The 24,365-nt window shown below is 43.6% G+C and carries 22 protein-coding genes; 13 read left to right on the forward strand and 9 right to left on the reverse strand.

All coding sequences use genetic code 11. The annotated features are described in order from the left end of the window. Window position 1: 1 nt before the first annotated feature. Together NJD71_RS05340 and pilG are read right to left on the reverse strand one after the other, a co-directional pair. Window positions 2–364 carry a response regulator gene (locus NJD71_RS05340; RefSeq protein ID WP_319050912.1) on the reverse strand — a complete coding sequence of 121 codons (363 nt, stop codon included), beginning with the start codon at window positions 362–364 and terminating at the stop codon, window positions 2–4. A 169-nt stretch (window positions 365–533) separates the two neighbouring features. Beyond that, a complete protein-coding gene (gene pilG / locus NJD71_RS05345) occupies window positions 534–911 on the reverse strand; it encodes a twitching motility response regulator PilG (protein ID WP_114701589.1) in 378 nt (125 codons plus the stop codon). Window positions 912–1,610: 699 nt separating this feature from the next. Between pilG and NJD71_RS05350 the strand changes: the two genes are divergently transcribed. The 7 genes from NJD71_RS05350 (at window position 1,611) to NJD71_RS05380 (ending at window position 10,332) form a co-directional block, all read left to right on the forward strand. Continuing rightward, window positions 1,611–2,897: an HlyD family efflux transporter periplasmic adaptor subunit gene (locus NJD71_RS05350; RefSeq protein WP_319050913.1), complete on the forward strand. Its 1,287-nt coding sequence runs from the start codon at window positions 1,611–1,613 to the stop codon at window positions 2,895–2,897. Between the two features lie 326 nt (window positions 2,898–3,223). Next, complete coding sequence (locus tag NJD71_RS05355) at window positions 3,224–3,946, forward strand: response regulator transcription factor (RefSeq protein ID WP_319050914.1); 723 nt, start codon at window positions 3,224–3,226, stop codon at window positions 3,944–3,946. A gap of 81 nt (window positions 3,947–4,027) precedes the next feature. Continuing rightward, on the forward strand, window positions 4,028–6,181 hold the full coding sequence (locus tag NJD71_RS05360; protein ID WP_319050915.1) for a sensor histidine kinase: 2,154 nt from the start codon (window positions 4,028–4,030) through the stop codon (window positions 6,179–6,181). A 254-nt stretch (window positions 6,182–6,435) separates the two neighbouring features. Beyond that, entirely contained in the window at window positions 6,436–7,206 is a 771-nt protein-coding gene (locus NJD71_RS05365) for a methionine ABC transporter ATP-binding protein (RefSeq protein ID WP_319050916.1), read from the forward strand. A 19-nt stretch (window positions 7,207–7,225) separates the two neighbouring features. Then, entirely contained in the window at window positions 7,226–7,912 is a 687-nt protein-coding gene (locus NJD71_RS05370) for a methionine ABC transporter permease (RefSeq protein ID WP_319050917.1), read from the forward strand. Between the two features lie 167 nt (window positions 7,913–8,079). Then, window positions 8,080–9,045, forward strand: a complete 966-nt coding sequence (locus NJD71_RS05375) for a MetQ/NlpA family ABC transporter substrate-binding protein (protein ID WP_319050918.1) — start codon at window positions 8,080–8,082, stop codon at window positions 9,043–9,045. 438 nt (window positions 9,046–9,483) lie between these two features. Beyond that, window positions 9,484–10,332 carry an aldo/keto reductase gene (locus tag NJD71_RS05380; RefSeq protein ID WP_319050919.1) on the forward strand — a complete coding sequence of 283 codons (849 nt, stop codon included), beginning with the start codon at window positions 9,484–9,486 and terminating at the stop codon, window positions 10,330–10,332. A gap of 107 nt (window positions 10,333–10,439) precedes the next feature. Here the strand turns inward: NJD71_RS05380 and ccmE are convergent, their stop codons facing one another. The 5 genes from ccmE to ccmA all read right to left on the reverse strand — a co-directional run bounded on the left by ccmE (window position 10,440) and on the right by ccmA (window position 13,869). Beyond that, window positions 10,440–10,940, reverse strand: a complete 501-nt coding sequence (ccmE, locus tag NJD71_RS05385; RefSeq protein ID WP_319050920.1) for a cytochrome c maturation protein CcmE — start codon at window positions 10,938–10,940, stop codon at window positions 10,440–10,442. Window positions 10,941–11,215: 275 nt separating this feature from the next. Next, window positions 11,216–11,437, reverse strand: coding sequence for a heme exporter protein CcmD (ccmD, locus tag NJD71_RS05390; protein WP_319050921.1), 222 nt, complete (start codon window positions 11,435–11,437; stop codon window positions 11,216–11,218). Window positions 11,438–11,453: 16 nt separating this feature from the next. Then, a complete protein-coding gene (ccmC, locus tag NJD71_RS05395) occupies window positions 11,454–12,242 on the reverse strand; it encodes a heme ABC transporter permease CcmC (protein WP_319050922.1) in 789 nt (262 codons plus the stop codon). A 205-nt stretch (window positions 12,243–12,447) separates the two neighbouring features. Beyond that, entirely contained in the window at window positions 12,448–13,194 is a 747-nt protein-coding gene (locus NJD71_RS05400; protein WP_319050923.1) for a heme exporter protein CcmB, read from the reverse strand. Window positions 13,195–13,239: 45 nt separating this feature from the next. After that, window positions 13,240–13,869, reverse strand: a complete 630-nt coding sequence (gene ccmA / locus NJD71_RS05405) for a heme ABC exporter ATP-binding protein CcmA (protein WP_319050924.1) — start codon at window positions 13,867–13,869, stop codon at window positions 13,240–13,242. A 161-nt stretch (window positions 13,870–14,030) separates the two neighbouring features. On the opposite strand from ccmA, the gene NJD71_RS05410 reads away from it, so the two are divergent. The 4 genes from NJD71_RS05410 to NJD71_RS05425 all read left to right on the forward strand — a co-directional run bounded on the left by NJD71_RS05410 (window position 14,031) and on the right by NJD71_RS05425 (window position 17,291). Next, complete coding sequence (locus NJD71_RS05410) at window positions 14,031–15,098, forward strand: hypothetical protein (protein WP_319050925.1); 1,068 nt, start codon at window positions 14,031–14,033, stop codon at window positions 15,096–15,098. A gap of 55 nt (window positions 15,099–15,153) precedes the next feature. Further along, complete coding sequence (locus tag NJD71_RS05415) at window positions 15,154–15,996, forward strand: YbjN domain-containing protein (protein WP_319050926.1); 843 nt, start codon at window positions 15,154–15,156, stop codon at window positions 15,994–15,996. 146 nt (window positions 15,997–16,142) lie between these two features. Further along, complete coding sequence (locus NJD71_RS05420) at window positions 16,143–17,072, forward strand: histone deacetylase family protein (RefSeq protein WP_319050927.1); 930 nt, start codon at window positions 16,143–16,145, stop codon at window positions 17,070–17,072. A gap of 12 nt (window positions 17,073–17,084) precedes the next feature. After that, complete coding sequence (locus NJD71_RS05425; RefSeq protein WP_319050928.1) at window positions 17,085–17,291, forward strand: DUF2905 domain-containing protein; 207 nt, start codon at window positions 17,085–17,087, stop codon at window positions 17,289–17,291. Window positions 17,292–17,456: 165 nt separating this feature from the next. On the opposite strand, the gene NJD71_RS05430 is transcribed toward NJD71_RS05425, so the two are convergent. Together NJD71_RS05430 and coaBC are read right to left on the reverse strand one after the other, a co-directional pair. Further along, a complete protein-coding gene (locus NJD71_RS05430; RefSeq protein WP_319050929.1) occupies window positions 17,457–18,239 on the reverse strand; it encodes a sulfite exporter TauE/SafE family protein in 783 nt (260 codons plus the stop codon). A gap of 57 nt (window positions 18,240–18,296) precedes the next feature. Next, window positions 18,297–19,706, reverse strand: coding sequence for a bifunctional phosphopantothenoylcysteine decarboxylase/phosphopantothenate--cysteine ligase CoaBC (gene coaBC, locus NJD71_RS05435; RefSeq protein ID WP_319050930.1), 1,410 nt, complete (start codon window positions 19,704–19,706; stop codon window positions 18,297–18,299). A 242-nt stretch (window positions 19,707–19,948) separates the two neighbouring features. On the opposite strand from coaBC, the gene radC reads away from it, so the two are divergent. Both radC and NJD71_RS05445 read left to right on the forward strand, forming a co-directional pair. Next, window positions 19,949–20,632: a RadC family protein gene (gene radC, locus NJD71_RS05440; RefSeq protein ID WP_319050931.1), complete on the forward strand. Its 684-nt coding sequence runs from the start codon at window positions 19,949–19,951 to the stop codon at window positions 20,630–20,632. Window positions 20,633–20,992: 360 nt separating this feature from the next. Continuing rightward, on the forward strand, window positions 20,993–23,923 hold the full coding sequence (locus tag NJD71_RS05445; RefSeq protein ID WP_319050932.1) for an acyl-CoA dehydrogenase: 2,931 nt from the start codon (window positions 20,993–20,995) through the stop codon (window positions 23,921–23,923). The last annotated feature ends 442 nt before the right edge of the window (window positions 23,924–24,365 follow it).

A 24,365-nucleotide genomic window follows, 5' to 3' on the forward strand; every position in this document is an offset into this window, starting at 1 on the left:
GTTACTCCATCACTTTGCGAATCATATTGACCAATCCATTTTCGTCAACTGGTTTACTCATATACTCTTTAGCGCCTTGGCGTTTGCCCCAAACCCTATCGGTTTCCTGATTTTTGGTACTGATCATAATGACAGGAATATGCGCAGTTGTTTTGCCACGAGTAATCTTTCGCGTGGCTTGAAAGCCGTTCATCTCAGGCATAACCACATCCATCAAAATAACATCTGGCAAATGATCAGCGGCCATTTGACAGCCTTGCTCGCCGTTTGAAGCTTCTAGTACTTGAAAATTATTTTTGGCAAGCATGTCGCGAAATTTCGCCATTTCTGATGGCGAGTCGTCAATGACTAAAACTGTAGCCATAGGGATTTCCTTTATTTCTAAGATATCCATGAGGATATATTGTTGAAGTAAACGATTGAAAACAATACCCAAAATTTATTGGTAGTATATTTTTTATCATAATTACTCAAAAATTGAGCAATCACTTCCAATCTTAACAATCATTACGGTTAAGTCTAGCTATACCTGACTAGCGGTACTGATTGATAGCATCAAAAAGCTCATCTTTACTAAATGGCTTGGTCAAATACTCGTCAGACCCGACAATACGACCACGTGCTTTATCAAACAAACCATCTTTAGACGACAACATAATTACAGGCTTATTGGCGTAATCTGGGTTGTTTTTTATCAATGCGCAAGTCTGATAACCATCCAAACGAGGCATCATAATATCAACGAAAATAATGTCTGGATTGTTATCAACAATTTTTGCTAAAGCATCGAAACCATCTATAGCGGTTACTACTTCACAGCCTGCCTTTTGTAGCAAGGTTTCTGCGGTACGGCGAATGGTTTTTGAGTCATCAATTACCATTACTTTTAGACCATCAAAATTATTTTCCATTATCATTATCCTATGAACGACTATTTGTACGTAACGCCCTTCTGTCTATATAAAGTCTTAACTATTAATCTCAAACCGTAACGACAGTCAGCATTAAAACGATATAGAAGATTAAGCATTTATCAAAACTTATTTTGACAGTGACTATCTTTTATCAGTGTCTGCCCATCAAACACAGCGTCAACATTGGTTACTATACGCACTTTGCAATTAATAAGCTCACAAAATCGAGCGTTATTCTTAGTATATTGGGCTTGTCACCCTACTCTTGTTTGTGGATATCAATCAAACTCATGTGAGCGCTGAAGACACTTGGGCATGTTTTTAGGCATATTTTAAAATCAATCATCGCCAAAGCAAAGTAATCAAATCAATGTGGTAAACAAATTTACGATACTTTTGCATTATATAGAATCAATAGCCACATTGCTGAATAATTTGCGTTTGTGATAAAAATGTATCAGTATATTTTATTATGTTTGTTTTAGCACAGTTATTGACCCTTTTCCAGTTATTCACGAATTAATATTCAAACTGTTGAGTATCAAAAACGACTGTTCTTATCTGACAAATCAATGACTTCTGTTGCTAATCTGGCGACAGGGCCTAACCTACTTAAGTTTGGCAAATAGGTTGTACTCATTCCACCGCGTGACAATTCACTATATAATTAAGGTAACGACTATAATGGTAACTGCTATGACAGCCTATAAACATTCGAAAAAAAGCCTGTACTTGCTTGGTGCTTTATTGCTCGCTGCCTGCCAGCCGTCACCATCCAATAGTGAGTCAGCCGTTGCTGAAAACGAAGCCGATATAGATACGCCGCTTGTCATTACCAGTGATAGCGTCACCATGACACCAGATCATATACTCAGTGTAAAACCTTCACGATATCAGCCAAGTCTTGGTCTGCAAGGCAATATCGAGCCTATTAAACAGACCTCGTTTGTAGCAGTACATCCTATAACCATCGAAAAGACCTTGGTCAGTGAAGGACAATGGGTAGAGAAAGGGGCACCGCTGCTTGTTTTTAGACGTGTAGGTACTGCTAACGATGTAGCATCTACAGACAACGATACGGCAGCCAATGCAATCAAAGACCCAACGCTAGCAGACAAACAGCAGGTAAATACTAACTCAAATACCAAAGCTGTACAGCCAACTAAAGACAAAGATATTGCGGTCGCAAAAGAAACCACCAATAACGTAAAGTCACCAGCGACAGACTCAATAACAGCAAAGGCTGACGATATCGCTAATAGCAATGACGCTGACAGCAATAATGCTAACAACAGCGGATCTACCAACAATGTATCCGATAGCAACAGCGTAGACGATAGCGCCGCAACACCAAGTGGACAATACAACCTGATTACCATACATGCTAGTTTTTCAGGTCGCGTAGAAAACCTAAATGCTAAAGCTGGTCAAAAAATGATAGCGCGCGCCTCGTTATTGCAACTTAGTGATGAAACCAAACTGTATTTTGTAGCGACCCTACCTATCCAAGCAGAGCCACAGCTTTCAGTGGGTCAAACCGTTAATTTTACGGTCGAGAGTATGACTGATAAATTTACAGGACAAGTCAGTAAACTGGTTCCAACCAGCCAACCAAAAAAACTCTTGGTTTATGTCAATGTCATTGACAATGAAGCCAGCCGTGACAAGCTACTGCCAGAGATGAAAGTCACTGGGCGAGTCAACTACGGACAAATAGATGTCGGTACAATCGTACCCAAGCGCGCGTTGCATGATGTTGACTTAACAGAGTTACAGAAACCGCCATATATGCCACTTAGACCATTGGCTGCTAATGTTTGGGTTATTGGGCAAGATCAGCGCTTGACACGTCAGCCTATCGAAGTTGTTGAGTACGATCCGACCACTCAGCAGTATTTGATCGCTGGGGTGAGTAACGATAGTTTAATTTGTTTGGCTGATTTACCTGTTGATTCTGAAGGGAAAAGAGTTATCGTGTCGTAGCAGCTTATCGCGTCAGTTACATTATGTAGAAACATTAACAAAGCCTCTCTTGTTTTGTAACAGCATAATTAGGCACTATGACGTACCTTATATAGCGTTAACCGAGTATTTTAGATAGCCTTTAATTTTAGATAGCCTTTACATGATGGCTCAGTCTTTTAGACATTTGAAAACTTAGAGGCTCGCCTGTTTAATTATTTTGTCTGTTTAATTGTATTGATGATTTAACTACTTTAAAGCAAAAGTCATTAGAGCAATTACTATAATTAAGCAATTAGCGCATATTAGAGTTTTAGCAGATCATAACAACAACTAGAGGATATCCCATGAGCAAGCAGATTTTATTGATTGAAGACGATCCAGATTTAGCAGAGCTGATCAGTGACTATTTGACCATGAACTACTATGACGTACATCATGCTGGTCTTGGTCAAGAAGGTCTCGATCTATTAGATACCAAAGAGCGTGATATTGATTTGGTCGTACTGGACTTGATGCTGCCTGATATGGATGGTATGCAAGTGTGCCAAAAAATCCGTGGCAACAAAAACAATATGACCAACAAAGTACCTATCATCATGCTAACTGCGAAAGGTGATACCACTGACCGTGTACTAGGTCTGGAGATGGGTGCTGATGATTATATCGCCAAGCCTTTTGAGCCACGCGAGCTTCTCGCTCGTATTCGTGCTGTCATTCGTCGTCACGAACAGCCAAATCAGGCAGACAGCCAGTCAGATAGCCTAACTTTTGGTCGTTTAAGTGTGTTCCCTGATAGCCATGAAGTGACTATCGATGATGAGCCTGTACGTCTGACAACGCATCAGTTCCAACTGCTGCATTATTTTTCCACTCACTCTGGCAAGGTATTAAATCGCGAGCAGCTATGGCAGGCAATGCCAAATGATGACAGCTCAGACAATATCGACCGTGCTATTGACGTTCATATCTCGCGTCTGCGCGCTCTGATTGAAGACAATCCGCGTCAACCAAAACGCATCATCACGGTACGCGGCGTTGGCTATCAATTTGCTACTGATCAAGTTTAATCTAATACAGTGGATCAATCAGCAACTTGTTAAGCTCAGACGTACCAGTCCACATCAGCGTCCGATAGTAGAGATTGTTTAATGCAGCAATTGGGTTTTCGTTCCGTATTTGCCAAGTTATTTGCCAGCGTCATGCTGGCACTTACTTTGTTTGCCGTAGCGATGGTGTTGTTGACCCAATTGGTCCATGACAAAGATGCAGGTATACGGTCGGAGATATTAGCGACGCAGATCTTAGGACAAATCGATCCATTTTTACATGAATTAAATATCTCTATTAGTAAAGACAACCGTCTACAGTCGCGGTTCATGCTCGCTGTTGTCAAAAAAAGCTTTGATATTTTTGATGAGTCTCTTCAAGCAAAAATGGGCTTGTACGACAGTGAAGGTCGGATGCTCATGCAGACTGACAACAGTGACTTACCACTAGAATTACCGCCTACGCCTTCTTTGTTTTCACGTGTTTTCCCTTCGTTCGCAGATACTCCGCCTACCAAACAGGCGCAAGTATATAGTAGTACGGGCTATACGCTACTGTATGAATCACGTTTGCCACCCAAAAAACCTGTGTTGTCTGCTGCACTAAATCTGTTTACTGGTACTCTATTGCTGCTCATCATTATGGCAGGTGTTCTCTGGCTCATAGCCCGTACCATGACCTGGCGCATCGATCAGTTGAGCCAGCAGATGACTCAACTGGGTGATGGCGATTTTACGGTTCGCGTGAATGCTCGGGGTAATGATGAAATCGCTTCACTCGCACGAGGCTTCAACCAAGCAGCGCAAAAAATTGAGCATCTTGTCGATGCCAATAACTTGTTACTGGCACATGCCTCCCATGAGTTACGTACACCCATCACGCGTATTCGCTTACAGATCGAAATGATGGACATGTTAGCTGGTGCGTTGCCAACTGATACCAAAGCCAAATTTGATAAGCGCGCTCATGCCATCACTCGAGACTTATCGGGGCTCAATGACTTGGTAGAGAGTATCTTATTGGTCAGTCGTCTAGATGCGGGCCATGCCTTGCAACAGATTGAAGATTTAGACTTATATGACCTTGTCAATCAAGAGCGTCAACACTATCCTGAAGCGACCTTGATTGGTGAGCACATTATGATTGATGGTCAATCATCAATGTTGACTCACCTCATCCGTAATCTATTGACCAATGCTATGCTGCATGGCAAGCCGCCTGTCACTGTGCTTCTTTATGGGGTTCAAACTATCGAAGACGCTGGAGTAGTCCCTGATTATCTGTTGCAAACGGTACTCGCCAACAGTTTCACTGATTATAATAGCTTGGAATTTGATTCTTATGACAATCAGACTGATGTCACTGCGAACCATCAAAATAATCCAAGTGAACATGATGGCTATGATAATTATGAGCGAAACGATACTGATAAACCTGAATCAGTCGACCTCATAGATAAGTTACCAGCACCGCCGATATATATGAACGGTGAAAATGTGCCCGTTAGTGAAGACATAGATACTCATATAGACACCAATACAACGACTAGCGATAGTACAGATACTACTCTGACAGAAGATAATACTGATACTAGTAGAGGCTCAGTAAACCATTTAGGTATGCCAAAATCGGCTAATGACTCGTCATTACTTGCGAACTACCATAGCTTCACCAATGAGTTGACTGATAGAGTCAAAAAAGTAATGTGGAAAGCTGTTCCTGACTCTGACTCCGAAGCAACTACTAAAAATACTGACCACCCTATTCCTAATGGTACAGTCCAGTCTACAGATAACAAAACATTCATTAGCAAAGACACTCTCGAGAGTCACCGTCAGCAGAACACTGAAAATATGCTCAATGAAACAGCTAACACTAAAAACGCCAGTAAAGACAGCGCTAAAACTAATACTAAAAACAGCAATGACATATCAGCGCCGCCGCGCAAAGAAGGACTTTTTGCCAAGCATATGAAAAAGGCAAAGGCTGAACCTGTACGCCCGAAACCTAAATATGCAGTACTGGCAGTGATTGATGAAGGGACAGGTATCCCTGAAGAGAAACGCGAAGAAGTGTTTAGCCCATTCGTACGCTTACAGCAGAAGAACAAAGGTTCTGGCTTAGGTTTATCGCTGGTTTCACAAATTGTCACCGCACATCAAGGTCGCATCACTACCGATACGCTAAATGGTCATACTCGGTTCTTGGTTGCTATACCTGTCAAACACGATCCTCATTATCATCAGCATGATTGATCACTTATATTAAGAGTATAACGACTTTCGTTGTATTACCGCCCCTTCTACCTTCCAAACGCCCTATCCTTAATAGCTATTCATCATAAGCTGGACGCGGATGTGCATATCCAAAGTGCCAGATAATATGCTATATTACCGCCCCTTATTATACGGTTATTGACTGTCGTTGTTTTAGTTAGGCTCCTCGCATATCGATAGAGCCATAACGACGCATAATAATCACAAAAAATTTATTAAATTTTGAGCCCTCCATGAACGACATGATTGTCTTAAACGATGTGACCAAAAGTTTTTTAAGCGACCGATCAATCAAAGACAAAGACGGCAAACCACATTGGTTTACTGCTGTTGAGCCGACGTCTCTAACGATCAAGCAAGGCGAAATCTTTGGTCTAATGGGTTATTCAGGTGCAGGCAAATCGACCTTATTGCGTCTCATCAATATGCTTGAACGTCCAGACTCAGGTCAAGTCGTGATAGACGGTACTGACCTAACCACGCTATCTGCTAGTGAACTGCGTATCGCCCGTCATAATATTGGTATGATTTTTCAGCAGTTCAATTTGATGTCTAATCATACTGTCTTTGACAATGTCGCATTTAATTTGAGAGTGTCAGGCTATCCTAGCCGTGATATTCACAAGCGCGTTATGGACTGTCTTGAAATCGTAGATTTGACTGATCGAGCAGGTCATTACCCCGCTCAACTATCAGGTGGACAAAAACAACGTGTCGGTATTGCCCGTGCAATTGCCCCAAGCCCAAAAGTACTATTGGCCGATGAGCCAACCAGTGCACTAGATCCTGCAACGACTCGCAGTCTACTCACCTGTTTGCGCGATATCAATGAGCAACTTGGTGTGACTATCGTTATCGTAACTCATGAGATGAGTGTGATACGCCGACTTTGCGATCGTGCCGCATTATTGCATCAAGGTCAGTTGTTAGAAGTAGCCGATGTACAAGATGGTCTGATTCAGGCAACCACCCCAATTGGCAAAGGTTTAGTCGTTGAGGACTAATGAGGCAGGAGAAATAGATATGTTAACTGATACTGAATTATCCGCCTCTATAGACAAGTTGCTTGTTCTACGCAAAGAGATTATGAGCGCGTTCGTTGATACCTTTATCATGCTTGGTATCTCGACCACGGTAGCCATTATCATCGGTGGACTGTTTGGCGTATTCTTGTTTTTGTCTAGTGATCGACAGTTTTTGCAAAACAAGACACTGTACGGTGTACTTGGTGGTATCACCAACTTTATGCGTGCCTTCCCATTTGTAATTTTGATGATTGCGATGAGTCCGTTTACCAAGGCTATCGTTGGCACAGGTATTGGTCCTATTGCGGCATCATTGGTACTGGCAATTGCAGGATCGTTTTATTTTGCGCGCTTGGTCGAGCAAAACCTACGTGAAGTGCCGCGCGGTATCATTGAAGCCACTGAGTCGATGGGCGCCAGGCCTTTTACTATTATCAAAGTATTGCTCAATGAAGCACGCTCAGGCTTGGTACTGTCAGTGACTATTCTTTGTATCAGCTTGCTGTCTTATTCGGCGGCGGCAGGTATGATCGGCGGCGGTGGTTTGGGTGACTTGGCCATTCGTTATGGCTATTATCGCTATCAAACCGAAGTCATGATTTTTATTGTGATTGTACTATCGATCATGGTCATATCAATTCAAGCCTCTGGTAACTGGCTTGCCAATCGTTTGGACAAACGTTAAACCGCTTTAGAGAATACTTGACATTACGAGCGACTAGGTTTATTTTTGGCAACACTCAATCCTATCTCAGCGCTCATAAAAAGCAGCATTACTATTTATAATGTTGCTTTTTTAATGTTTAGACAATAAACATTTTATTTAATCCCATTCATTATTAAGGACGTATTATGAAATTAACAGATATCAGCCGTCAGTTGGCCAGCGCATTTGCCGCTGTTGGTGTATCAGGTTTGGTCTTGGTTGGTTGCAGCAATTCATCAGCGCCAGAAGCGACCAAAGAACCAGTTACCGAAGGGTCAACTGCTGAAACTGCCGCTAGCGATATTGATCCTGAACATACCAAAATCGTTATCGGTACCACTGAAGGCGATTTTGCTGATATGGTTCGTAACCAAGTGAAAGGTACACTTGAAGCACAAGGTTATGAAGTTGAGCTAATTGCATTTACTGACTATGTGCGTCCTAACCTTGCATTGGCTGAAGGCGATTTGGATATCAACATCTTCCAGCACAAGCCATACCTTGATACTTTCAAGACAGAGAACAATCTTGATCTTGTCGAAGTGTTCCAAGTTCCAACTGCACCACTTGGCATCTACTCTGGTAAAAAAGATAGCCTTGATGCTGCATTCAAAGGCATGAGTGTTTCTGCGCCTAACGATCCAAGTAACTTTGCTCGTGCGTTGGTCATGATGGATGATCTTGGCTGGATTACACTCAAAGATGATATCGATCCGCTGACTGCATCAAAAGCAGATATCGCTGACAACAGCAAATACGATATCGAAATCGTTGAGCTAGAAGCAGCCCAGCTGCCACGTGCACGTGACGAAGTAGACTTTGCAGTAATCAACGGCAACTATGCTACTGACTCTGGTATCGAGTTGACTGAAGCACTATTCCAAGAGCCAAGCTTTGCTTATGTCAACTGGTCAGCAATCAAATCTGCTGATACTGGCAAGAAATGGGTTGAGGATGTTACCAATGCTTATAACTCAGAAGCTTTCAAAAAGTACGCTCACGAAACGTTCCCTGGCTACAAGTACCCAAAAATCTGGGGTACTGACCACAGCGCGCATATGGGCACTGCCGAAACTGAAAGCGCTGATGCTCCAGAAGCTGCTGCTCAGTAAGACTTAGACTGCATATCCAAATCGTAAGTATTTAGGCTTTGAGTACCTGAGCTTTAAGTGCTTAAGTATATTTATGATTATGAACGTCCGTCACTTGATAGTGATGGACGTTTTTTTATGACAATAACTATTAAGCTTTTTTACTATTGTATAACTTGTATGGACACATCTGATTGTTAAAAGTCACGTTACAGCCTGTTTGCCCTTTGTAGGGTTGCGTCACTCGACCTTCCACTTTGTGCGCGTTTTTCTTATAGTAGACGAGACTGATTAGTGAGGCATCGACAAGTAAATATCGACCTTTTAGAAATGATGATCGAACAAACTTTTTATCGCTTTAACTAAGCCTATCAAATAATACCGATTGCCTTACTATCAGTCATTATATCGAAATTAATCAATAACAATAGAAACTACAAATAGAACAAGGATAATAATATGAGTGCTAAAAGCTATAATATTCGTACCGCTGGACAAGCAAACATTCCCGTTCTAGGATTGGGCACGTGGCAGTCAACAGGACAAGACTGTATCGATGTGGTCAAAAAAGGCCTACAGATGGGTTACGAGCATATCGATACCGCCCAAGCTTACAACAATGAAAAAGAAGTAGGTGAAGGTATCAAACAATCAGGGGTGGCTCGCGATAAATTCTTTTTGACTACCAAGATTTTTCCTGACGATATGAAGTTTGAGCCAGAGAAGCTAAAGGCTGCTGCGCAAAAATCATTAGAAAATCTGGGCGTAGACTATGTCGATCTATTGCTACTACACTGGCCTGACGACCGCGTACCATTGTCTGAAACTATTCCTGCGTTGTGCGAGTTACAAAAGCAGGGTTTGACACGTCACATCGGTGTCTCGAACTTTAATATTGCCAATATTATTGAAGCCAAAAAACATGCTGATGTGCCTATCGTAGTGAACCAAGTAGAGTTTCATCCGTTCATTAAGCAAAACACACTACAAACCTTTTTGAATAATCACCATATCTTGCTAGAAGCCTACTCACCATTAGCGCGTGGCGATGTGTTTGACAACGATATTATCAAAGAGATTGCTGACAACCACGATGTAACACCAGCGCAAATATCGTTGGCATGGATACTATCAGACAAGCACCGCGTTGCTATCCCAAAAACCTCGAATCCTGATCACTTACAAGGTAATTTAGATGCTACCAAGGTAGAGCTGAGTGCAGACGAGCTAGAAAAAATTGGTAAGCTTGCAAGCTCTGACGGTCGCAAAATTGAGCATCCTGATTATACTCCTGTATGGGATGACTAATACAGCGAGTAATACGTTAATTGGTTAAATGTAGAACAAAAAAGCCACCGATCATCGGTGGCTTTTTTTATATTTTAAATACTCTATAGCTTGAATGCATACAGCCACTACTGTTGTAGCGTGTCAGTCTCGTGAATTTTTACAGCAGGATTGTATTGCTCAGAAGAAGGCACTGCCCCGCTACGATTGTTTTCTTTCATAGACTTGGCAACTTCTGGTGGCATGTAGTTTTCGTCATGCTTAGCCAATACTTCCCCTGCCACAAAGGTTTCGCCTTGCATTTTGCCAGTGGCGACCACGCCTGAGTTTTCAGCAAACAAATCTGGCAAAATACCTTGATAAGTCACGGGTACTGTCGATTGAAAATCAGTGATCGCAAACTCGACATTTAGAGGATTATCCGCTGCGCGCTGCACACTACCTGCAACCACCATACCACCAGCACGAATACGTTTGTCTTGAGGCGCTTCACCTTGAGCAATAGCGGTCGCATCAAAGTAGTAGTCAGTTTGCTGCCCGATAGCATAGATAACCAACATAACTGCTACGGCCGCACCTGCCAGCGTAAACATAACCCATGTCAGTTTTTTCCGACGAACTGCATTCATACCACTACCCCATTAACGAGTCACTGTTTTATAAACCATAATCCGTCTATCAAACAGAAAAATTTGAAGAAACTACCATTAGAAAAACGTTCTGAAAATGTCTTTCTAATCGTACTCTTCTAATCGCTATATGGTAGCATTTTTCAGACAAATCAATAAGCCTCATCATTGCCTATAAAGTCATATTTTTGTCAGTGTAAGGATACGGCATCTTACGATAAAACCATGATATTAAAATAATTTTTTATTCAGAGTCCTTTTTATTCAGAACTCTTTTATTCAAAATTTTTGGTAGCAGGTGTTTGTGTTTTGGTAGTACGTTGTGCCTGGCGTGCTTGTTGGATAGTGAGCTGTTTGATGAGCGCTTGGCGTTGTCTACGACTGTAGATGATAAAAGCCAATATTACACCGACGGTAATCGCCCAGCATGTCCATACAAAAACCCCATGCTTACCCATGGCAATGAACTCAGATATGCTATAAAAGTAGGGCTGCATAGTATATTCCTAACCGTTACTTGTGTTGACTACGAATGTATTCTTTGACCCATGCCTTGCCTTGATCACGGTTTAAAATCAGCGTATTGGTACGATAAATCGCTAATGTCGCGACCAGCAAATAGCTGCCTATAATCATTAGTAGTAGCGGCATCCACATATCTGCCGACATTTTAGGTGCTGCCGTCAAACTAAAGGTCGCTCCTTGATGTAAGGTGTTCCACCACTCTACTGAGTACTTGATAATAGGCAGATTCACTGCGCCTACGATGGATAGTATTGCGGCTGCTTTACCACGATTGGCGGTATGTTCAAAAGCAGCAAACAGCGCCATGACGCCCGCGTATAGAAACGCTAATATGAGCATTGACGTGAGGCGCGCATCCCATACCCAATAGGTGCCCCATGTCGGCTTTGCCCAAATGGAACCTGTGAGTAAGCTAATAACGCATAGCAAAAACCCCATTGGAGCAAGCGCCTGCGCGACTAAGCTGGCAGTCTTAATCTTCCATACCAAATAAATCACTCCTAGAACTGCAAGAGAAAAATAAATAGAGATAGCAAGACTGGCCGCTGGTACATGGATAAAGATAATGCGGTAGCTATTACCCTGAAGATAATCAGGCGGCGCAAAAGCAAGGCCCCATACACTACCAATGAGCAAACAGATACTGGCTAATATCGCAAGCCATTTGACCCAAGGGCCAAAAATACGAAAAAACTGCTTGGTGCCTACAGTGGTCAAGAAACCCTGCCAAATGCGCTGCCACAAGCTAGGGGATGAAACGTTATTCAGGTTGGGCATGAGAATAAACCTATTACACAGCTTACTGGTTTTGACCGATATAGTGCAAAAAAGCACTCCTATTGGCTCACCTGCTGGCGTTAAACACTGGATAGAATCTACAAAGATCTGTGTACGTATTCAATAGACTATTATAGCAAAACTGCCCGTTTTCAACACGATGTTAATATGCTGGATTTGGACTGCGGGGTTTTGGACATTCTAGTTAATTGAGCCATGACATTTTGAGGGTTGTTGCAATCACCCAAGGCATAACCAAAACTGAGACAATACTCCCTGCCAATAGTAGTGCTAATATGGGCAAACCGTTAAGTCCCGTGGCAAATAAGTCGACCGCGCCTGTCGCAAAAATTAATACGGGTAACTGCATAGGCAACGCAATCAAAGGCACCAACACTGCGCCATTCTTTAGTGATAGTGTCAGGCTACTGGCGACCGCTGATAGCATCAACAGCATCGGACTGCCTGTCACGATGGAAGCCATCAACACCCATGCCTCAAACCAGCTCAGCTGAAACAAAGGCACCGCAAGCAAACTCAGCACCGCCACAATACCACTACTAAATATCCAGTGAATAACCAGACGTATCAGCACCCATAACGGTAGTGACGCTTTGGCGACGACCAATTGCGCAAGCGTACCATTATCAAGCGCAGGCTTAAACAAGCCATCAACACCCATGACCAATGACAATAACGCTGCGATCCAGACTGCCGATACACCAAGGCGCTGTAACAGCGCAGGCTCACTACCCACCGCTAACGGAAATAAAGTTATAATCACTAAAAACAGAACTAGCGGATACAACCATTGCACCGCCCCTTGCTGCTTGACTTGCCATTCACGGCGCCACAGCTGACCAAACCCAATCCCACGCGGTGTGGTGGCGATACTCACTGGTTTTTTGCTTGCCACTGCAGCTGAGTTTGCTTGCGTTGGACTGTCTGTCATTATTCGTCCTTTTACCTATACTGATAGTACTGCTAGCAGTCCCATTTAGACCATATAATCTGACAAATCGAGTACCTGATTGGCCACACCGACCGTCTGATGACTGGTCATGAGTATCGACCCGCCAGCCTGTGCAAAGTCACATAGCCGCGCCTCCATTCCCGCCACCATATCCACATCCAGCGCTGTAAAAGGCTCATCAAGCAGCCATAATGGCGTCACATCAGGGGTTAATAAATATAAGCGTGCCAGCGTGATACGCCGCGTTTGTCCCGCAGACAGATGACTTGAGCTGATCGTCTCAAACCCTTGTAGACCTACCCAAGTGAGCGCATCATCAATATCGGATGCGCTTGGGCTGATACCATACAAGTTCAGTAAGAACGTCAGATTTTGCGCGACGGTTAGATTAGGATGAATACCCAACTGATGCGAGACATAAAGAGGCTGGATAGGCAAGCTCGATTGATTCTGATAAGCAACTCCACCTACCAGAACTGGCAACAATCCTGCTAACTGCATGAGCAACGTTGTTTTTCCCGTACCATTTGCCCCAATAAGATGACAGATACTACCGGTAGATAGATACAATGAGACCCCTTCACACAGCGGTATCTCACCGCGCTGAACCGTCAGCTCGTCAAGTGTAAGTAAAGGCGTATCCAAAACCGTCATCAAAACCTCTGGTTATTTATCAAGTAGCAGGCAACATTCCTCACAAACAAAGGTAATGTTCGTGGCATAATACCCTATGACCACCACAAACACACAGTATAACAAATTGTCGATTACTCTGACTTTAAAAAGTACAACCTCAAAAAATACGATCTCAAAATATGACCTTGAAACCTATGCAGACTTTACCAGATAGCCAAAACGAAACGACTACTGCCTCATCAACCAGCCGTTTAACAGTAGATAGCTTGATTGATGCTCAGATTGATTTTATACAGCAATGGCTGCATCAGCAGGCTGAACCTCTAGCGATGGAGGCGTGGCAATGGTTTGGGGCGCAGCCCTTGAGCAAATATATTAAATGCGAGCATTTACAGCATGTGATGAAGGACTGTTTATTAAATCAGCCGATGACTGAGGTAATGCGCAAAGATATACGTGATATTTTGCACACCTTCATTTATCACCCAGTCAATGACAATGTGCCTTTGTCTGAATTGGTCGATGATGTACAGGTTGAAACCCTTGCTAATTACATCGGTAGCCATGAACAGCAGCGTAACGTATTGATTCATACGCTAGTCGGCAACGAAACCTTTGCAGACCTACTGACCCAAACGCTCTATCATGCTATCAATGACTTTATGGATACCACACTTGATAAAGCAGGCGGCGTCGGTAAATTAATGAAGCTTGGACGCAGCTCTTTTGAGAAGGCAACCAATAGAAACCTCGATGAAAAACTGCAAACGTACTTGCATCGTAATATTAAAGATTTGACACGAAAAGCCGAAGTTAATGCACAAGAACACTTATCAAATAAAGAAGTGGCGCGTCTGATGGTCATGGGCTGGGATCGTATCAAAGATCAACCGATCAGCGAGCTGCAAACCTATCTAAGCGATGAGCCTGGCGATAGTAGTATTGATCATATCGAAGCCAGTATTCAGCAAAGCTACAACCGTCTCAGAGTATCACCGTATTTGCACAGCTTGGTGTCAGCAAGTATCGACACATGGTATGCCAATCATCAGTCTGACACGATGGCAACTATCGCTGCGGGTCTGCACATTGATGACGATGCGATGCGTCAATGTAGTGCTTCGCTACTGCCTATCGTCAACGATGCTATTGATGCGCCTTGGTTTACCGCTCATCTACGTGACATGCTAGAAGCATTTTATGCGCAGCCTACTATTAAAGAAGGACTCGCGCTGAACCAAGATTAAGCTGTCCTTTTGCTTGTTTGCTATTTTAACTTCACTTACTTGTCAGCATACTATTATGAGTCAACGCAACAAACTCAGCCTGTGGCAAAAAATCAAACGGTTACTGACTGCATCCGCGCCGCAGTCGGTCATCGATGGTACAGGTGAGCAAGCAGATTTATCACTCGCTGATAGTAACGCTGACCACCATGCTAACACTGCTAACGATAAAACTGGTATATCCACTAATGTCATTGACCGTAGTTCTGAGACTACTGATAATAACTCCTCTGCCGCTACCTCTGAACCAGATGCCAGCCAAGTCCGTGAGCAAATAAACTCCTCTCGTCTAAAGCCTGATCATTCAGTAGCAGAAACACAGCGCCCCAGTGACACGCCCATTGTCGACTGCTTAAAACAATATTTCAGCGATAAGCAATGGCACTATACGCATTATCGACCCAAGACGAATGATAGCCAGCAATCACATCACTTATCCTTGAGAATGCGCCACAAACAGGTCAACTGTGGTTATCTGTTTCGTGTACAAGAAAAAAATAAGCTGCTGGCTGTTTATGGTATCTTGCCATTTTTGATACCAGAGAGTCACCAAAATGCGGCACTACTACTCATTACCCAGATCAATTATGACATGCTGATCGGTAATTTAGAGATGGATATCAATGATGGAGAGATACGCTACAAAAACGCTATCGACGTTGAAGCCGTCGGTATTGATAATGATATCATTGAGCACTTGCTGCAAAGCGTGGTCGCGATGACTACCGTTGCCAATGAGCTGTTTGATAATCTAATCAACAATCAAGATCCTGCTGAAGATATGCAAACGTTGCTTATCGAGCTACGTCAGCAGTCAGATGCGCGTACATTCTTCTTGCCGACCCAGTTTGTTCAATAACTCGGTTTATTCAGTAAGCCAGTTTTTTCAGCAAACTGGTTGTTTATCAAGCGATAATTAGCGATAGCTCGCCTCTGTCTTTGTGCTTATCTATCTAAAATAACCACCCTATCTACAACAACCCTCAATATGAAGCTAGAATTTTTATGCTAAAAATTGCCTACTCTGATGTCTTTCGTTATTCTGTGCCCGAAAAACATCGCTTCCCCATGCAAAAGTACATCTTGATTCCTGAGCGCCTACTGGCAGAAGGAACCATTACCCAAGACAATTTCTTTGCCCCTGCCCGCTTAAGCGAAGCTGAGATTCTGACCACACATACTCCAGAATACTGGTATCAGCTCAAAACGCAAACCCTACCACGAAAGGCTGCGCGAGCCATTGGGTTTGAGATGACGCCGCAGCTGGTGGAGCGTGGCCGCTATATTGCTCATGCCACCTATGAGTGCGCACTCTATGCTCAGCAATATGGCGTATCCATGAATGTCGCAGGTGGTACTCATCATTCTTTTGCCGGTCATGGAGAAGGGTTTTGTGTCTTTAATGATGTCTGTATTGCCAGCAACTTATTATTAAATCGCGGACAGGCACAAAAGATTTTGATTGTAGATTTGGATGTTCATCAAGGCAATGGTAATGCCAGCATCATGATGAATGAGCCACGCGTCTTTGTCTTTAGTATGCACGGTGCCAAGAACTATCCATTTCGTAAGCAAGTGTCCGATCTAGATATCGAGCTGGACAACGATGCAGGTGATGAAGCGTATTTGCAGATATTAGAGGAGACGTTACCTCGTTTAATTGCTGAAGTTGCGCCAGATATGATTTTTTATCAGTCTGCCGTTGATGTGCTTGCAACAGATAAGCTTGGCAAACTTGGTTTGACACCAGCAGGTTGCAAAGCACGTGATGAATACGTCTTGCAACAAGCAAAAGCTGCCAGCATTCCTGTTGCTATCGTGATGGGCGGTGGCTATTCAGAAGATATCGAAGATGTGGTCGAAGCGCACTGTAATACTTTTCGTTTGGCACAGCAGATATATTTTAGTGAGACTGTTCAACTTACAACGACATAAGGCAAAGTTTATATGGCGAAACTATTGATAGGCATAGGTATTGTATTGGTTATTATCGGTATTATCTGGTTGCTGTTTCCAAGTGCTTTTTCTTGGATAGGTAATATGCCAGGCGATATCAAACATACTTCAGGCAATACGCGAGTGTATTTCCCAGTAGTGACTATGATAGTGATTAGTGTCGTCGCGACTATTCTCTTAAATATGTTTAACCGTTAAACCATATTGAGAGACTCGATTGTGCCGACTAAACCAACTCTTGCAATCTCAGTAGCCTTGGTAACTTCAGCAAGATTTTGAGCTAGCCTTTGAGCTGACCATTGTTATGTTGAGTGTCCCTCCTATATTGGCTCTGACTTAACATAGTGCATCAAGACAACGATGCTACAATAGTGCCGTGATCCCCTGCCAGCCAACGCGTACGCCGAGCACGATTAAGATCAATAAGATAAGCTGACGAAAACGTGCTTGTGGCAAATAACGACGTAAACGAATACCAATCAAAAGCGTGGCTATAGACAATATACTCAAAAAAGCAATTAACTGCCACTCGCCGCTGCTAAGCGCCATGATAGGCTCGCGTAAGACGATAATTTGGGCGATTTTTCCTAAGAAGTAGCACATGTTGCCCACTTTGGCGATAGTGTTTTTATCATCACTTGCAGACAACAAATACATCATCAAAATGGTAGACATGGCATTGGTCGAACCGCCGATAACGCCTGCACTAAAGCCAACAGCAATCAGTACCGGCTTGGTATCTGGTAAACGGATTTGTTTGCCGAGTAGACTACTCACCACATAAAAGGCTATCACCGCCGCCAATAGCAATAAAATATAAGCGCTATTGATCCATAGCAACAGCTTAGCGCCCAAAATACTACCGAGTAAGCTGGTAAGCGCAAGCAGCCAATAGCGCCTGCCGTAATAGATAAAGTTTTGCCAAATAGTGCGCTCACCACCTGCCAACCATGTCATTGCATTGAGTAGTAAAGAGGGGAAAATAACCAAGACAATGGCGTGTGGCAACGGGTAAATACTGGCAAGCGCCGTGGTCGTCACCAAGGTCACACCCAGCCCACTAATACCATGTAACAGCGATGCCAGCGCAAAAATAATCGTCAGCACTAGCATCTGAGTGCTATCGTTACCAGCCATATCTATCATATCGGTCACACCATTTTAGGCTCTGCGCTCATATCTACTGGTTGTAAGCCTGTACCTTTAGCCGTTTTTGCGTTGACCGATTGCTTCACCGATGATGCCAGCCAACTGCTCAGCGATTTTGTCTTTGCTGGTCTTTTCTAGTGCTATCGCATCACGTGCATAATACTCTGAGAAAAATACCTGCATTGCATTATCGTCGCTGGCAAAACCAATATCTGCGCGTGAGACATCGTTACAAGCAATCATATCAAGATCTTTTGCGACCAATTTACCACGTGCATAACGCTCAACATCTTGCGTTTCTGCGGCAAAGCCGACGACAAACAGCTCTGGATGCGCAAGAGAAATGGTCGCTAAAATATCAGGGTTTTTAACCAGGCTGAGTGTCATCGCATCTTGCGTTTTTTTGATTTTTTGCGGTGCGGCTTCTTCAGTACGATAATCGGCAACTGCTGCAGTCGCGATAAAGACATCTGCCTTTGTGACTGGGTTGTGATCATGAGAATGTAGCGAGTCGTGGTCATAGTCGTGATTATGATTGCCATCTTCACCGCAACCACAATCGCTATGATGATGTTCTTTGGAGTGGGTATGAGAATGATCGTGCATATACTTATGAGAATGGTCGTGTTCTTCTTCAAAATCCAGTTGCAGCTCACTGTGCGTGCCATCCACACACTGCTGTGCAGCAATCAGCATATCTTCGGCAGACAGCACATCGATACGTGTGACATTGAGCGGTGTTGGCAGAGCGACTTTGCCGCCTGCAATCAAGACGACATCTGCACCAGCTGCAACGCAGGCTCGCGCTAAAGCAAAGCCCATTTTTCCTGAAGAGTGGTTGGATAAGTAGCGTACAGGGTCAATTGCCTCTACCGTTGGACCTGCAGTAATAACGACCCTTTTACCTGCTAATAGTTGGGGTGTCGTTTGTATTGCATTGAATAGCAATACTTCGGCTAATAACTGCTCAGGCTCAGGCAACCGCCCTGCGCCTACATCACCGCACGCTTGCTCGCCGCTGGCTGGTTGGATAATTTGATAATTCATATCCTGCAGGGTTTGTACATTTAAGTTTACCGCTGGATGCGCCCACATCTGCTGATTCATCGCAGGAGCAACAATGACAGGTGCTGTAGTGGCAAGGCACACTGTGGTCAATAGATCATCTGCCATACCCATGGCCAGACGTGCGAGCGTATTGGCAGATGCAGGTGCGATGACAACCAAATCAGCCCATTTAGCCAGCTCAATATGACCCATGCCAGCCTCTGCTTGCTCATCAAGCAATGAGACGTGCACTTCGTTACCTGTCAACGCTTGTAGGGTTAGCGGCGTGATAAAAGCTTGTGCGCCTGTCGTCATAATGACGCGCACATCAAAGCCTGATTTGATTAATAAACGGGCAAATATGGCAGATTTATAAGCGGCGATACCGCCAGTAATAGCAAGCACAATATTGGACATAAGCGTGGCATCAACAAAAAAGTAAAAAGATAAAATTGCGCTTATAGTAACAACTATGAGATAAATTGGGTAAGATTTTCCGTATTTACCTCGTTATAGTCCATACGCAATAAGACAATACAAGAAATTGAGTATCAGTGGCACATGAGTCTGGCTTGCTATATTGATGCCACCACCGAGTTATTGACCGTGTTATTGTAAGTAGGCTACAAGCAGTATCAATCCATTTTCAAGGAGTGACAATGGCAATCAAAGACTGGCATGAAGACGACAGACCACGCGAAAAACTACTAAAATTTGGCGCAGCCCATTTATCCGATGCTGAGATATTGGCTATATTTTTGCGGACAGGGACTCAGTCTCTATCAGCGATTGAGCTGGCGCGTCAATTAATCGATCAATTTGGCAGCTTAGCTGAGCTATTGTCTGCGCCGCAACAGACCGTTCTCGCCTGTCACGGGATTGGGCCTGCGAAATACGCTCAGATACTGGCATCGCTTGAGATGGGCACACGCTATCTAGATAGCAAGCTCAAAACAGGTCAGGCGCTTGGACGCTCGCAGGTGGTCAAAGATTATATCAGCACCCAGTTACGCGGCGAGCATCGTGAAGTGTTTGCCGTACTTTGTCTCGATAATGCATTGAACCTTTTGAACTTTGAGATACTGTTTACTGGCGGTATCTCATCTTGTTCTGTCTGTATGAAGCATGTATTGCGACATGCCCTGAGCCACGCTGCCAGTCAGTTGATCATTGCCCATAACCACCCTCATACTGACGCAAAGCCATCGAATGCGGATAACCTACTGACTTATGAGCTAAAAAAAGCATGTGACTTATTAGACATCTCACTTGTCGATCATATTATTGTTGGTCGCAATGAAACCTTATCCTATGCCGAAAGCTGTCTTGTGCCTTTTGGCTAGTCTATAACGCTAGTTGCTTAGCAAGTCGCCATATTTTAGTCACTCTTAAGGCTTTACCCATCAGAGCCTAATAGCTATACACTGCTTGATACATATTGTCGACACAGCGTAGCATTTTGGGTCTTGATAGTCATCGACAACTGTTTCATATTAGTGGCCATTCTTGTTATTTATTTATCAATCACTTGCTAGACCTTTAATACTAACATTTAAAAAATGTAGAACCGGGCATTTAGTAATTAGAAAATCATTCGATTTATTTATAAAACAGTAAGTGGTAAGACATAACAATAATTACAGTTACCTGTTTCACTCACATACTTTTCACGCTTTTTATCCAGCATTTCAAAGGAGATAGTCATGGCAATTGGCTTGTTTATTTTGGCAGTCATCATTCAATTAGCCGTGGTCCTGGCCATCTTTTTGTTGTCCTTATCACGGGTTACTGGCAGTATCGTCGCGCTAATAACGGTCATCGTTACGGCAGTTATTAGTCCCTGGTCGCTCATCTTGGGTGTACCAATGGCGCTGCTGTGCTTGGTCTTACTCGTTGCACCACTGCGCCAATCCTTGATTACAAAGCCTGTCTATAAGGCACTCGGCGGTGCCATGCCAAGTATGAGTGATACCGAGCGTGAAGCGCTTGATGCGGGTACTAGCTGGTGGGAAAAAGAGCTGTTCATGGGGGCACCAAACTGGGATACTTTTGCCAGCTACCCTTATCCGAAACTATCAGAAGAAGAGCAAAGCTTCATTGATAATGAAGTAGAAGCCTTGTGTACCATGCTCGATGAGTGGCAAATTCAGCATAAGGATAAGGAGCTGTCACCTGAAGCATGGCAATTTATAAAAGACAACGGCTTTTTGGGTTTGATTATTCCAAAAGAGTTCGGTGGTCTAGAATTTAGCTCTTATGCACAAAGCCGCGTGATGAGTAAGATTGCGTCGCGCTCACCGACTGCTGCTGTAACCTGCATGGTTCCCAACTCGCTCGGCCCTGGTGAGCTACTAATGCACTACGGTACCGATGAGCAAAAACAGCGCTGGCTACCAGGTCTGGCCAAGGGTGATGAAGTGCCTTGCTTTGGTCTGACTGGTCCTGAGGCAGGATCTGATGCAGGTGCAATTCCTGATACTGGCGTGGTCTGCTATGGCATGCATGAGGGCGAGCAAGTACTCGGTTTACGCATGAACTTTTCTAAGCGCTGGATTACCTTGGCACCTATCGCCACTGTAGTCGGTCTGGCATTCAAAATGCACGATCCAGAAGGACTGCTTGGTAATCCTGAAAAAACTGATTATGGTATTACCTGTGCGCTTGTTCCTGCTAGTCACGAAGGCGTCGTGACAGGTCCACGCCATAATCCGATCGGCTCACCATTTATGAATGGTACGGTCGATGGTAAAGATGTCTTTATCCCGTTAGATTACATCATCGGCGGTGTCGAAAACGCTGGTCGCGGCTGGCGGATGCTGATGGAATGTCTCGGCGTTGGTCGTGGTATTTCTTTACCAGCTCTATCTACATCAGCCAGTGAAATGACCTATTTGTCTGTCGGTGCGTTCGCAAAAGTTCGCGAACAGTTCAAGATATCAGTAGGTAAATTTGAAGGTGTACAAGACGCTACTAGCCGTATGGCGAGTAACACTTATATGTTAGAAGCGTTTCGTCATTTGGTGACTTGCGGATTAAACCAAGGTGGCACGCCATCCGTCATGACTGCCATGGCAAAATACTACGCGACTGAAACCATGCGCAGTGTGGTCAACGATGGTATGGATGTGGTTGGTGGCCGCGCCGTACAGATGGGACCACGTAACTTTTTGGCGACGCCTTATCAAGCGATTCCTGTATCTATCACTGTCGAAGGCGCCAACATTTTGACCCGCTCACTCATGATTTTTGGTCAAGGCGCGATGCGCTGTCATCCATATCTATTTGACGAGCTGCAACTGCTACAAAGCGAAGATAAAGCTGCGGCGACCCAAGAGTTCGATACTCTTTTCTTTAAGCATTTGGGCTATACCTTTAACCGTGGTGCAAAAGCGTTTGTAGCAGGTTACGTTGGTGGTAGTAATGATGCACCAAGTTTTGCTGATGCTTTCACTCGTCCTTACTACAAGCATATCAACCGACTAAGCGCGAGCTTTGCACTAACTGCGGATATGGCGTTAGGTTTGCTAGCAGGCGATCTAAAACGCAAAGAGATGCTGTCTGGTCGCTTAGCAGACATTCATAGCCACTTATTCATTGCGACTGCCATCTTGCAGTTTTACGAGTATGGTAGTAAATCAGAGTCTGAACGCTTACATGCCGAAGTTGCGCTACAAAATAGCTTATATACGGCTCAAGAAGCTTTTGTCTCTTTCTTTGCCAACTTCCCGAATCGTATGGCAGCCAATGTGGTTAGCTTTGTGACCTTCCCAAGTGGGCGTATCTTTACGCCAGCGGGTGATGAACTCAAGCGTCAATTGGGCGACACCTTTATGGATGATTTTGCGGCAAACCCGTTCCGTGATTATCTGAAAACCATGGTCTATTACAATACCGATGCAGACGATGTGACTGGTCGTATGGAACATGCTTATCAGACACTCGTTGAGATCGAACCCTTATGGCAGAAGTTCAAAAAAGCAGAACATCAAGACAGCTTTGAAGGATTGACGTTTGAAGACCATGTGGTACATGCAAGCCAAAATGGCGGGATTACTGAAGAAGAAGCAGAAGTATTGATTCAATACAATGCCATGCGCTTTGATTCGTTATTAACTGATACATTTGACGAGCATCTATCAGAAGCACTAGAACGCGACAATCCACATGCGCTTGAAAACGCGGTTCATCAATTGACAGATTATGCTCAGCTAAAACAGCAGGCTAAAAATAAACGTGGTATGTCTGACGATAGTGATACGGCAGCGGATACTGACGCTCTAGCTACTGATACTCCGGCTACTGCTGAGCTGAATGATACTTCAGATACAGATACAAAAACGGGTGACGAAAACCCCAATCACGGTTACGAGAGTGATGGTGACGTAGAGATGGTAAGCGAACAGGATACTGCCGAAGAAGTAACCTCACAGACAGATTTTAAGAAATCAAAACCGCAAGCAGAAGCATTAGATCATCGTTACCGTGATGCTGAATCACATCTCAGTGAGCGTATGAGTAACAATCACAGTCGCCACATTGATCCACCCGATGAGGCTAATGATAGTGCTGAAGCGAATACTCTCAAGCATTCGGAGCAGCCAGTGCATGTACCACACGAGGATGATAAAGTATAAATAAGCATTTATTTTAGATAGCGCCACTATTACGCTTAGTACTTATAGTGCTATCTACCCCCAAAGAGCCAGACTGTCCCTATGCGACCGTTTGGCTTTTTTTATTACTAAAATTTAGGGGCATTTAAAGTCGATACTGAGTCCGTTGCATTAGGTTGGTCCGATATCCGATATAAAAGCTCGATGTTTAGCCAGCCTCAAAACTCTTTCATAAATATTTTGTTTCATATAAGAAACAAACGGTTTAGAATAAATAATGATTATTTTATGGGCACATCGTTGTGAAAATTATCATCGTCTCAGAATAAAATGGTAAAAAAATCTTGCAGTGCCCTTAACTATTCTTTTATATTGTCCCCGAAAATGTGACATCAAACGACAATCATAATAACTTAATAGTCATAACACGCATTATAGTTAGGTAAATAAACACGATCATGAG

The organism is Psychrobacter sp. PP-21 (assembly GCF_033790785.1).
Lineage (GTDB): Bacteria > Pseudomonadota > Gammaproteobacteria > Pseudomonadales > Moraxellaceae > Psychrobacter.